Origin of the sequence: Lentibacillus persicus (assembly GCF_900112705.1) — a bacterium.
In the GTDB taxonomy this organism is placed as follows: domain Bacteria; phylum Bacillota; class Bacilli; order Bacillales; family Amphibacillaceae; genus Lentibacillus; species Lentibacillus persicus.
Window position 1 is genome coordinate 87,772 of record NZ_FOMR01000005.1, and the last position, 12,290, is coordinate 100,061.

At 39.5% G+C, this 12,290-nt stretch carries 9 protein-coding genes and 2 pseudogenes; 9 read left to right on the forward strand and 2 right to left on the reverse strand.

Annotated elements, in window-relative coordinates; genetic code table 11:
• Window positions 1–12 precede the first annotated feature (12 nt).
• Entirely contained in the window at window positions 13–489 is a 477-nt protein-coding gene (locus tag BMZ22_RS08120; protein WP_090084161.1) for a competence protein ComK, read from the reverse strand.
• Between the two features lie 79 nt (window positions 490–568).
• Window positions 569–817 carry a helix-turn-helix domain-containing protein gene (locus tag BMZ22_RS08125; protein WP_177183387.1) on the reverse strand — a complete coding sequence of 83 codons (249 nt, stop codon included), beginning with the start codon at window positions 815–817 and terminating at the stop codon, window positions 569–571.
• 129 nt (window positions 818–946) lie between these two features.
• On the opposite strand from BMZ22_RS08125, the gene BMZ22_RS08130 reads away from it, so the two are divergent.
• The 9 genes and pseudogenes from BMZ22_RS08130 to BMZ22_RS08165 all read left to right on the forward strand — a co-directional run.
• Window positions 947–1,684 carry a sigma-70 family RNA polymerase sigma factor gene (locus BMZ22_RS08130; RefSeq protein ID WP_245745273.1) on the forward strand — a complete coding sequence of 246 codons (738 nt, stop codon included), beginning with the start codon at window positions 947–949 and terminating at the stop codon, window positions 1,682–1,684.
• A gap of 215 nt (window positions 1,685–1,899) precedes the next feature.
• Complete coding sequence (locus BMZ22_RS16905; protein WP_218144034.1) at window positions 1,900–2,076, forward strand: hypothetical protein; 177 nt, start codon at window positions 1,900–1,902, stop codon at window positions 2,074–2,076.
• 5 nt (window positions 2,077–2,081) lie between these two features.
• Window positions 2,082–3,056, forward strand: a complete 975-nt coding sequence (locus tag BMZ22_RS08135; protein ID WP_177183389.1) for a DnaD domain-containing protein — start codon at window positions 2,082–2,084, stop codon at window positions 3,054–3,056.
• 442 nt (window positions 3,057–3,498) lie between these two features.
• Complete coding sequence (locus BMZ22_RS08140) at window positions 3,499–7,239, forward strand: SIR2 family NAD-dependent protein deacylase (protein ID WP_090084170.1); 3,741 nt, start codon at window positions 3,499–3,501, stop codon at window positions 7,237–7,239.
• A 383-nt stretch (window positions 7,240–7,622) separates the two neighbouring features.
• Entirely contained in the window at window positions 7,623–8,120 is a 498-nt protein-coding gene (locus BMZ22_RS08145; protein WP_090084173.1) for a hypothetical protein, read from the forward strand.
• A gap of 357 nt (window positions 8,121–8,477) precedes the next feature.
• Window positions 8,478–8,648, forward strand: a pseudogene (locus BMZ22_RS17270) (magnesium chelatase domain-containing protein); the annotation flags it as partial.
• Between the two features lie 259 nt (window positions 8,649–8,907).
• Window positions 8,908–10,125, forward strand: a complete 1,218-nt coding sequence (locus BMZ22_RS08155; RefSeq protein WP_090084179.1) for a M20 family metallopeptidase — start codon at window positions 8,908–8,910, stop codon at window positions 10,123–10,125.
• Window positions 10,109–11,530: a YfcC family protein gene (locus BMZ22_RS08160; protein WP_090084181.1), complete on the forward strand. Its 1,422-nt coding sequence runs from the start codon at window positions 10,109–10,111 to the stop codon at window positions 11,528–11,530. Before BMZ22_RS08155 ends, BMZ22_RS08160 begins: the two co-directional genes overlap by 17 nt.
• Window positions 11,531–11,698: 168 nt before the next feature.
• A pseudogene (locus BMZ22_RS08165) lies at window positions 11,699–12,104 on the forward strand (hypothetical protein); the annotation flags it as partial.
• Between the last annotated feature and the right edge of the window lie 186 nt (window positions 12,105–12,290).

The window sequence follows — 12,290 nt, forward strand, 5'->3', positions numbered from 1 at the left end:
ACATCTTCCACTCTACCACCCCCCAAACTTCCACATACACATGCCCGTACGCGCCAGTTGTTTTTCGAGTACATAAAGGGACACATCTACCTGCAGCTGCCGGCCATTTTTAAAGACAATGATCGATTGGCCGTGTGTGTTTTTAGTTGAACCGGATGCAGGCAAGACGTTCTGAACATGGCTGTAGAAGATCCAGCTGCACACAAAATCCGCCGGCGCGTGAGTTGGGAAGACGAAGCAATTTTGAGCAGGGCTAATCGGGACAGGGACTTTACGTTTGAACCCAAAATGATGCATAACCGCTTCTCGCCTTCCTTCATAGGTGGAGCAATCATTCAGACAGGCATCACGAATAAGTTGATGGGGTGTTTTTCGGATACATAGTTCCTGATTTGTTTCAATGGCAATCGTGTCATAGTCAATATGTGCTGCGGGGAGCAGTGCCATGGTATCTTCATTAATCACGTAGTTGTTGAGAAGGGTTGTCATGAGGGACTGCTCCTTTTGTGCGGTGGGTATAGGGGGCGTATGATGGGTACGTGATGAATCCGGGAAGGCCGGGGTTGGGTTAGTCAGCCCGGTGCTGTTTTAGCTCGTCCATGATCTCGAGTAAGACATGAGAATCCAGGCCTAAGTAATCGCATAGTTTGGCAAATGTATAGGCGGTTGGCTGTCTCTCACCACGCTCAATTCTACCGAGATGATCAGCCCCTGTATCAACATGTCCTGCTACGTCTTCAATTGACAGTCCGTACTGCTGTCTCGTTTTTCGTAGCTGTCTCCCCAGTAATTGTCTAAATCGCTTTATTTCCTCCAACACGATCGCCCCTCAACACCCATTATCTTGGTAGCAATGGAATATTGACACGCCTTAAAAGGCTGATTGGCGAAAAAGTTAAAATTTTTTTGCTGGCTGAAAAGGAGCATGCACCAACTAAAAAAGAGCGTGCTCCTACTTTTTTTAGTTAACTTCAGCAGGGAACGTCGAAAAATCGGTTTTGCCGGGGGATTTCTCATTTTTCGGGTGAATGTGTCCGGAAAAATCGATTTTTTTAATGGAAATTGGAAGTTATGCCGGATGCCGAATGGTGTTCTTTCGCCTATGCTAAACAAAATAGCAAAGGAGGAGAACAACATGTACGACAAAGAAAACGCATCATTCGAGACGATTTTCCGGCAGAACGAACGGCGAATTCACTATCATATGCATCGGCTCGGCATTCACGACCGGCAGCAAGAATTTTATGTGGAAGGTATTTACGCCATGTGGATGGCCTATAAGAAACACGATCCGAACAAAGGCCCGCTCGCAACCTACTTCAACTACACCATCCGTAACCGCCTCATCGACATGCTCCGCAAGAAAACAAACGACAATCGCCGCGAGCAGCTGGCAGTCCAAGCCATTACCGAAGCTACAGGCAGACCCAGTGAGCTTGGCGAGTCAGCAACGACCGACATGGATGAAGCATTCTGGGAACGCATTCGCGCCACGCTGTCGCCGAACCAATGGAAATGGGTGCAATTCTATATCATTGATGGCATGACCCAGAAAGAAATTGCCGAGCGTGAAGGCGTCACGACTGAAGCGGTCAAAAGCTGGGCACGGGAAGCCAGGAAGAAATTACGACAGGATAAAGAAGCCTTAATTAAGCTGTATAACGAGGGGGACAAGGGGACGTGATCACTGTCCCTACCCGGAGGATGGGCCGGTGCCGGCGAAACATGTGCCGGTGCGGGTTAGGTATGGGCGGGTGCGGGTGCAATATGTGCCGGTACGGTTGAAATATGGGCGGGTGCGAGGAGGATATGGGCGGGAACACATGCAATATGTGCCGGTGGGAGCAGATATGTTCCGGTGCAGGCAAGATATGTTCCGGAAAATAAAAAAATGTGCCGGTGCGGGTGAGATATGTTCCGGAAGATAAAAAAATGGGCGGGAAAAAGAAAGTATGTGCCGGAGAGCGATCAACATGCGGGATAAAAAAACCGCTTGATGAAATCCTGGCCAGCCGGCAGCCGATTGGAATGCGATCGACAGGAGTTCATGCAGCGGGCATATATTTGAAGGGATGATTATGATGAATTATATAAAAGAAATTAATGCATTTTATGACTCAGTGGACCGAAATCAATTATCCGGATCGGCGGTTGCCCTTTGGCACGCGCTGATACATATCAACAATAAAGCAAGGTGGATTGACACCTTTACGGTCGCAGCCCCTGTATTGCGGCTGAAATCAGGCCTTCCGAGCAGTTCATTCAAACGCGCCAGAAAAGAATTGCAGGACAAAGGCTATATTCGTTGCACATCCCGCGGAAACGGCCTGGCACCAGAGTATCGGATGGTGAAGTTGGATAGCGGGATTGGAGTCGAGCGTGTGGAGCAGGACGGGCCTCGTTTGCCGGATCAGGATGATGGACACGCAGCTGATCTTCCTGATAGCCATGATGCGGGCCGGGGTGTGGACCATCCGCAGAGCCATCTGACGGACCAGGATGCGGACCATGTGACGGCCCCATTAGTTAAACAAAAGAAAAACAATACAAAACCAAAAAACAGTGATCATACAGCAAATCAGAAAGCACACGACGATGTTTTCGTCTTTTATCAAAACAACTTCGGACGGGTCAGTCCCTATGTGACCGATGCATTGCTGAATTGGGTGCGAGATGTCGGGGAAGCGCTCGTTTTGGACGCTATGAAACGCGCCATTGAACGCGGCAAAACCAATTGGGGCTATGTCAAAGCAATTCTGCAAGACTGGGCAGCTAAAGGCATCACTACCGTGGAAGCAGCAAAGGCCGAAGAAGAAGCCTTTCGCCAGAGCCGGCAGCAAAGGCGAGGGTGGCAGCGGCCGAGTGGAGAGGGCGCTAGTGGGAGTGGCGCCAGTGGGCATGGTGCCGGGTCCCGGGAAGTCATACCCGAATGGTTCAAAGAGCAAAAACGAAAAGAAAAGCAAACGCGTGAGAAGAAAAAGGCCCAATCACGGACGCGAGACCCGGAAGCCGAGCAGGAGCTCCAGCAATTGCTGGCAAGTTTCAGGAGCGGGTGATGGGGTGTGCCCCCATAGGGCGGGGGTGAGCGGGAACAGTCCCCGTACTTTTTTAACATTTGCCGGATGTTTCATTTGGGTCGACTCCTCTCAGGTGGAGGCTTGTTACCCTGCGAGTTTTTGTAGAATTTTTAAGACTTGAAGATTTTTGAAGTGAAACGGTATGATTCGTACTTTGTCAGATTAGGTGCTCAGATAAGGATGTATAAGTTAGGACCCCTGAAGGGGTACCACTTACTATATTCATAGTTGATTTCATGATTAAAGGTGCCTGTGATCTATTAAATGTCAGAGTTTAAATAAGGAAGAAATATCTAATTGGATCTTCATCAAACTGGTTTTATGATAGTTTAGATGTGCTACTATAAAAGCAATTCATCTTATGTGAGAATAGTACTATAAGTAGCTAGGCGCTTATTAAGTAGAAAAGAGAGGGAATGAAATGTTTTCTGACCAGCATCATATAGAAAAGATTAGAGAGGGACTTTATAAAGGGAACGTGTCAGTTATGGTCGGCTCTGGGTTTAGCTTGAACGCTACTCAGTTATCAAAATCAAAGGGTACATTTTTAACATGGCAAAACCTTGTTCAAGGGCTTAAAAATAAACTTTATTTAGATAAGGAAGGTGATGGATTCCAGGAGGCTGACCCTTTAAAATTAGCAGTGGAATATGAATTCGAGTTTGGAAGACAAGCCTTGGATGAATTTTTAAAAGAATCACTCCCAGATGAAAACTATGTACCAGGTGAATTACATAAAATGCTTTTGTTGATTCCTTGGGCGGATATTTTTACTACAAATTACGATACTTTAATTGAACGGACTAGAGAATTCACTTATGAAAAACATTATAGTCTAGTTCAAACAGTTGCGGACATTCCCAATTCTATAAAACCAAGAATTGTTAAATTACATGGTAGTTTTCCTTCTCAAAGACCTTTTATATTTACAGAGGAGGACTATCGAACATATCCGAAAAGATTTACTCCATTTGTTAATTTGGTACAGCAAAGTATAGTGGAGAACACTTTGTGTCTTATAGGGTTTTCAGGTGATGATGCAAATTTTAAAAATTGGATTGGATGGGTTAAGGATAACTTAGGAAGTTATGCTTCATCTATTTATTTTTGTGGTTATTTACGAGAATCTCAGAAAAGGAATCTTGAAAGCAACAACATAAAGGTCATTGATTTCTCAGAATTATTTAGTTATTCAAGGGTCCGAAATAATCATGAATATTCCCTGAAATGGTTTTTTCTTGAATTACTAAAACCCCAAAGTCAGATCCCATACTACTGGCCTGAAGTGAATCAGGAAAACCCACTGGATGACTGGGAAGTTCCTGTAGAAGTGAAAGAAAAATTAAGTTACCGGGATAATAACCAGAATGGCTATAGATATTCAAATATTCGTGACTTATTTAGCGAAAGAAAGTTAAATTCCGAATCAACAGAACTCTTGGTGAAAAAATGGCAGGAAGAAAGGAGTTGGTATCCTCAATGGGTAATTGCTCCAAGAAATGCAAGAAATCATATTTGGCATGAAACTGAATTGGGAATTGTCCCTTACTTAACTAAATTAAAAGAAAAAATTCCTGTTAGAGAATACATAACAGTCCTGTACGAATTTATTTGGAGATTGGAGACTGGATTGTTATCTCTTTCCATCCCACGATTTAAACCGCTCATTTCAACAATCGAAGGGATGGTAAACTCTTTTATTGAATCAATCGATAATGACGCGCACATTAAAATAAAATTTGGTTTACAAGTAGATGAAGTTCACATGATGAAGCAAAGGCTCGTTCAAATTGGCTTCACTTTACTTAATTACTATAGGGAGAATTTTAAGGTTGAAGAAATAGATCATATTTTATCACATTACAGTAAAATTGGTTTTGAAGATGCAGAACAATTAGCAGAATACTATTATCAACAATGTTTATTTACTCTTAGTCGGTTTAATTATTCCAAAACAAATAAGTTATTAGATGAATGGACTGAAAATTATAACATACCTTATTGGGAGGTCAGAAGGGCATCTATATTTATAGAACTTAGAAAATACAATGAAGCAGAAAAAGTACTTTTAAATGCTTTAAATGACATCCGAAAAAGAAATGTAGAAGGTAATGATATTGAGTTGCTTTCACAAGAGAGTTGGATATTAAAAATTTTAAATGTATTGAAAAATCGCCCTGGCCACACCAATTTATTTAATAGTATTGAAAGGGAAGAATTTGTTAAGGTACTTAATTGTGATGCCAACCGTATATATGAAGAGGTAGTTACAGGCGTTGATAATAATCTGATAAAGCAACAAGATAAGCAAAATGTATCTTTTGACCCCGGGATTGAAATTAAAAATATGACATTTGGAAATAGGTCCGATAGAAATTTCAGAAATGTTATTCAAATATTTAAGATGATTGAGAAGACTGGACTACGTCACAGAATAAGAAATACAGTTTTTGATAAGGATCGGGTTCTCATAGCAAGTGAGCATATCTCACATGAGAATAATTTAAGACTTGCAATAAATAATTTAATAGAGTTGGGCAACAAAAAATATCTACAGGGACTGTTGGTTAGAGAAACCATTGCTATTGCAGATGAAGAAACAGTGAATAGTCTGTTTATGGATATTTGGGAGTCAGTAAAGCAATTACACAGCCTGAAGCAAAACAATCAACTAGATTTACCGGAAGATCCACGTTTTAAGTTATTAATTGAAGTTTTATCACGGTTAACTATAAGACTCAATAAAGACCAGTTACAGGATTGTTTTCAGTTGGCTGTAGAAATATATTTATCGTCAAACGAAGAGAAATATATTCATCTTTTTGGTAAAGAACTTAGCAACTTATTTAAAAGGATATTATTCGCTTTTGAGAAAGAAAGTGTTAGGAAAAACTTAAAGTGCATTTTAGAACTTCCTTTATCAAAAGGAGACTTTGTTACGGATCCAATTCATTTTGTTGATTTAAAATATGTAGAGACTGAGATGGTAACAATAAGCGACAGTGTTATTGATTCGTTTATTAATCAGTTAGACCATTTAAATGGAAATTTAAAAACTGACGTTCTGATGCGAATCAGCGTGGTGAGCGAATTGGGATTGTTATCAGTAGAGCAAAAGAATAAAGTCGGAGAAATTTTAGAGGAGGATGATTTTGGAGATACGGATTTTTATTTTGAGTTTATTGCTTCAAATTTCCTTCTTGATAGTAAATTTAAAAGTAGCGTTATAAAGAAAATAAAACAGTTCCTGGAGCAGAATTTTGTACAGATTTTTGGTAAACCAAATGTGAGGTCTTTACCTTCTCCGGAAGAAAGACAATTTAATGAATTAAGAAATCTGTTAAAGCAAGAAAATAGCTGTATAAACTTTAGCTTTTTTAAGGATAGCATATGTGTATTAGTTGAAAATTTAAACAAATGGTGGAACCAAAACAAAAGTAGTTTGATCAAAAATATAGGAATGATGGAAGATTTATCACCGTTTCCTTGGATTCAATATAAAAGGTTTTTATCAACTTTGTTATATACCGTTTCCTATGATAATTCATTAAAGGCAAAGGTATATGATATTGCTAAAGATATTTTAGAAGTAGATGAGATTCCATCATCCAGTATATTACCAATGGCGGTTTATACTGGATTTAAGTCGTCCGAAGCTGCAGAGAAATTAATCAAGTATAATTTAAATTCAGGTGAAGAAAATAAGGTATTTGATTCTTTGGAAGGTATTTTAAATTGGATCGATCTTATTGAACAGAAATTAATCGACAGTATCCCAAGCCAAGCTATAGATGACCTTATCCAAAAAGTTTTTTTGCGTCAATCGCCATATTTAGATCAATCCCTAAACGCTTTAATACATTTAATTCGTGCAGGAAGCTTGTCTTTAACAGCTGACAAAACAGAAAAATTAATTGATTCATTGTCAAATTTATATATTGAAACGGATTTATTTAAGCACGCGGCTGACAGCAACTACGGCACACTAATTAAGGAAGAATTTTTACCTATCAGGGCACTTACTTGTGAGTTAGCACATGAATTATATATCCGTTTTAAAAATGAAAAATTAGAAATTCCCCAGTCATTAATAATATGGAAGGAAGAAAGTGAAAAGGGTATTGTACCTGAAATCAGAAAGGCTTGGAGAGATGCTAATTGATTGACAGATTGTGCCAAAGAGTCTAGGTGCCTGTCACTTCCCGAATTTTGTCGAATAATATCGAATGAAATTATTTTATTGAAGCTGCTGGTTCGGATAGAGCTGGTGGCTTTTTTTGTGGCCATGAAATTCAAAATAGCATTTTCTCCCGCCCGTTTTCAATAATTTTTGAAATTTCCTTGCGAAGGTTTTCTGAAATTGAAACTTTCATCTAACGAGTTCAAAGGCCAAAAGGGAACTAGTGTTCTTGACTTCTGACTTAATATAGTGTATCTTATACCTAATCCATAATAGATAAAAAGTGAGAGAGAGGGCTGGCACTGCATCGAGTACAGTTTGAGTGTTATTATAGTTAAGATTCAGTAGTAGGGAGGAACTTTTTTATGAGCGATTATTCATCACCTGTGGTCCATTCAGTAGCGAAAATTCTTGAACTGAGCAGGGATATTGAAGATAAACTTCAAGGATATTTAATAGATAAGCATGAGCGACCGGACATATCCTATGAATTACTAAAAATATTGACAATAGCAGATGATTTAACTCAACTTGCAGATCCTGAAAAAACATCCGGGGAGTTTTTTGGTCTTCCAAAGGATGTGGTTGCAGGGTCTAAGGAGCCAGTTTCTTTTTCTAATAACCTTGGATGGGATTTTGGCCCTTGGTTTAGTGAGAAAAGCACCAGTTTAAAACAGGGTATTCAAAGAGTAATAAAAAATTGGGATTGTGACCCTGATACAGTTAATTTAGTAAGTGATGCTCCGATGACCGAGAACGAATATCTGAGGGATGGAATAGATAGCGGGCTTCATGAAGTTAAGACATATGCTAAAGTTATATTTGATCAATTATTTTCTGACCAGGTAAAGGTAGATAAATAAAACAAAATACATTTTAATCTGTGACATTAGGGGCTGGGTTTGGTTCCTGCCACTTTCTCGGTTTTATTATTTTTATGCCGCATAATGTTATTATATAGGGGCTGCTGGTTCGGATAGAGCTGGTGGCTTTTTTGTGGAAAAAAAATTATTCGTTTTCTTAAAATGGCATTTTCGCCCACTCTTTTTTGTTAATTTTGGAAATTTATTTACAAACTTTTTCAAAGAAAGAAATTTTCATATTTCTTAATAGTAATAAGACTATTTTGAGGGTTAAATATACGAACTTATGTTCTTGACTTTTAATTAAATATCGCGTATCTTATATCTAATCAATGACTGATAAAGGTGTGAGCGTGAATGGCTGTGATTGTGTCGAGTATTGGTCTGAAAGGGATTGAAGGGTATCGTGTTGATGTGGAGGTCCAGCTGCTGCCGGGGGTGGAAGGGGTCAATATTGTCGGTTTGCCGGATGCTTCGGTTAAAGAATCAAAAGATCGTGTGGTGGCCGCTTTGTATGTGAACGATTGTGAAAAGGTCAGGTTCCTGTCACTCATTGTGCCAGTTGAATTTAATGCCCCTTTAATTATTCAAATATTTGTCCCTATCTATATTTTTTGAGTTTTGCAAAATAATGCAATTTATTGTATAATAAAGCCATTATATTGTCGACAATTGGATGTCGACAATAATTCTTTAGTAGTTTTATATTCTCATAGATGGCTCCTCATAAAAATGATAGCGCTATCATAATATTTGAATTAACTATTTAATAAAGGGGGTTTAATTAATGGGCACAGACAAAATTAAAGACATATTTGAAAATATTGACCAAGAAGAGGTGGTTGTTTTAACAGAGAAATTAATAGAAATAGAGTCTCATAAAGAATCTGTTCAAAGAGAAAGTGCAGTCGCTTACTATATTCAGAGTTTTTTTAGATCTCATGATATTGAAGCATGGACAGAAGAAATATATCCAAACAGGCCAAATATCTACGCAAAAGTCGGAAAATCTGATAAGTCCTATAAAAGAATTATTCTAAATGGCCATATCGATACTGTGCCGGCTTATACGATGGAGAATGCTTTTCAACCCAAAAGGAAGGAGAACGATTTATATGGGAGGGGCGCAGTTGACATGAAAGGCGCCATCGCGGCTATGATGGTCGCAATGGTTACATTAAAGAGATATTATCCTAACTTGGCAGGAGAAGTTATTTTTGCTGGTGTTATTGATGAAGAGGAAAGGGCAGAGGGAGCAAGGCATATTGCGGATTCCGGAAATTTGACAGCGGATATTGCGATAATTGGTGAGCCAACAGAATTGAAAATAATGCCTGCGCATAAAGGTATGGAATGGACTGAAGTTGCCTTTCATGGAAAATCCTCACATGGAAGTACACCAAATGCAGGGATTAATGCAGTCTACCATGCTTCTGAATTTATTAGAATAATGCAAGAGAATCTTTTGCCAGAACTGGAAAGAAGAGAACACCCTGTATTAGGCAAGCCTACTCTTAATTTAGGGAAAATCATCGGTGGATCTGATCCAAATGTGGTGCCAGACAAATGCTTTTTGCAATTTGATCGTAGGTGGCTTCCTGGAGAATCAACGGAATCAATGATTGAAGAGTTTAACAATCTGGTTCGAATACAGAAGAAAACAAATCCATCTATTGAAGTCTCAGTCCGTCGAATGTCAGAAACAACTGGTTATCACCCTCCGCTAGATACTCCTTTTGACCATTGGGGTGTAAAAGCTCTCGAAAAAGGAGTAAGAACTTTATTTGGCCGGGACCCTGAGGTGGTAATGTTTCCAGGCTGGAGTGATGGTGCTCAGTTGGCAAACGGCGGCATTCCATCAGTTGTTTGTGGACCAGGTAGACTGGAAGATGCTCATTCAGGAAAAGAAAAAATAAACATGAATGAGTTATATCAGGCCGCTGTTCTGTATACTTATTTTGCTCTTGATATAACAGGGAGGGGAAAAAATGAATCAGGCAAATAAGAGTGACGAAAAAAAGTTCAGATTTAAGATGCCTCATACGTATGTTTTATTATTTGGTGTTATTGTTTTTGCCGGGCTTTTAACATATATATTGCCTTCCGGGCAATTTGACAGGTATGAGGATCCAGATACAGGAAGGGAATTAGTTGATGCGACTTCTTACACTGCGGTGGATGCAAACCCTCAAAATTTATTTGATATGTTGATGGCAATCCCCAAAGGAATGGAAAACGGCGCATATATTATATTTTTTGTTTTTATTGTTGGTGGCGCCTTTGGGATAATTCAATCTACCGGAGTCATAGATAGAGGTATTAACGTTATAATAGAAAAAATGAACGGAAAAGAAATATGGGCGGTGCCTTTATTTATTATTTTATTTTCTTTTACAGGGTCTGTAATGGGACTGGCGGAGGAATTACTTCCATTCTATCCAATTATGGTTGTTCTCGCTATACGAATGGGTTTTGATTCGATTACAGGAATATCGCTCGTGTTATTGGGGGCAGGTGCAGGTTTTGCAGGTGCGTTTTTGAATCCCTTTACAGTTGGTATAGCCCAAGGGGTCGCTGAGCTCCCATTATTTTCGGGAATGGGCTTCCGGGTCATAATGTTTTCAACGATGGTTCTGGTAACAGCTATCTACATTATGATATATGCAAAAAGAGTTAAAGCAGATCCTACAATAAGTCCAATGTATGAGTTAGACAGAGAACGTGACCTTGTTCTTGAAAATGTTAGTGAAAACGCAGGATTTTCATTGCGGCATAAAATTGTATTAGCTATATTTTTTATTGGTCTCTTGTTTATAGCTTTTGGTGTGATCCAGCTTGGCTGGTATATTCACGAATTATCAGCGGCTTTCTTGACTATAGGTATAGTAGCAGGTGTAGTCGGCGGACTTGGTATAAATAAAACTGCAGAGGAATTCATAAAAGGCGCTGCTGGGATAACCTTTGGAGCACTTGTCATTGGGATAGCCAGCGGAATTATTGTTGTACTTGAAGAAGGAGTGGTGTTGGATACAATCGTCTATTATTTGGCAGAGTCAGTATCAGCATTACCATCATTCTTGTCGGCAATAGGAATGTTCTTTGTGCAAATGATACTTAATTTCTTTATACCGTCCGGCAGTGGACAAGCTGCTGCTTCTATGCCAGTAATGGTTCCTGTTGCTGATTTAATAGGAATGACCAGACAAACCGCTGTTGTCGCCTTTCAATTTGGAGATGGTATAACAAACGTATTTAATCCGACCAGTGCGTACTTCATGGCAGGACTGGCACTCGCAGGTATTCCTTGGGAAAAATGGGCAAAGTGGGTATGGCCCCTTATCCTTATTTGGATTGGGATTGCTTGTATTTTTTTAATCATAGCAAGTTCCATTGAATTTGGTCCATTCTAATCTAATGGGTATCTTAAAGAGAGGATGACGAAGAGAGTGCTTACATTTTGTTTTCTTTAATTGGTTTAGGTGGGTGCCCGTCACTTCTCGACGTTCGTCATTTTAAGTGAGTGAAATTATTGTATGGGAGCTGCTGACTTTTTGCAGTGAAATTTTTTTACCCGCATCAATGATAAAGTCGAACAATTTATCCATCACTTCCTTGTACTTGATGTGAAAGTGGAAGTTGCCTCCAACCTGGAATTTTTAGCAAAAGACTCTGCAGGCCATGACAACCTTCATGCAGCGCGTATCATCATCGGAACGGAAAGCAAATGAGCAGAGAAACTTTTTTAACGGAGATTTGTGAACCATTCAAGTTACCGCTTGTCTCAGTTAACCGACGCTCAGCTGAAATGTGATTAAATACGCATCCAACGACTTCCTAGCTTTGAAGATTTCCTATATGAATGTAAACAAAGATCAAAAGACAACCCTATACAATAAAGCAAGCAAACACCTTATCACATTTAATGGTTTGAAGGTAGCCGTATTAGGCCTGACTTTCAAACCAGGTACGGACGACTTACGCGAAGAGTAAAGGTATCTTCATAACAACAACCTTACAGTTTGGCCAGTGGGATCATTTTTTGGGGAGATCCTTTTAACAGAGGCAGTCATCGCATCGATCGTTTAATTCTTCACTACTGCCCACGGGGCTAAAGAGAATCTTATTACATGAATAATCAGAGGTGGCAAGTGGCATATCATTTCATACATT

Bases quoted from the DNA above. Each gene is read 5' to 3' on its own strand.
- BMZ22_RS08120 (WP_090084161.1), bottom strand. From the start codon at position 489: ATGACAACCCTTCTCAACAACTACGTGATTAATGAAGATACCATGGCA.
- BMZ22_RS08135 (WP_177183389.1), top strand. From the start codon at position 2,082: ATGAATTATATAAAAGAAATTAATGCATTTTATGACTCAGTGGACCGA.
- BMZ22_RS08140 (WP_090084170.1), top strand. From the start codon at position 3,499: ATGTTTTCTGACCAGCATCATATAGAAAAGATTAGAGAGGGACTTTAT.
- BMZ22_RS08145 (WP_090084173.1), top strand. From the start codon at position 7,623: ATGAGCGATTATTCATCACCTGTGGTCCATTCAGTAGCGAAAATTCTT.
- BMZ22_RS08155 (WP_090084179.1), top strand. From the start codon at position 8,908: ATGGGCACAGACAAAATTAAAGACATATTTGAAAATATTGACCAAGAA.
- BMZ22_RS08160 (WP_090084181.1), top strand. From the start codon at position 10,109: ATGAATCAGGCAAATAAGAGTGACGAAAAAAAGTTCAGATTTAAGATG.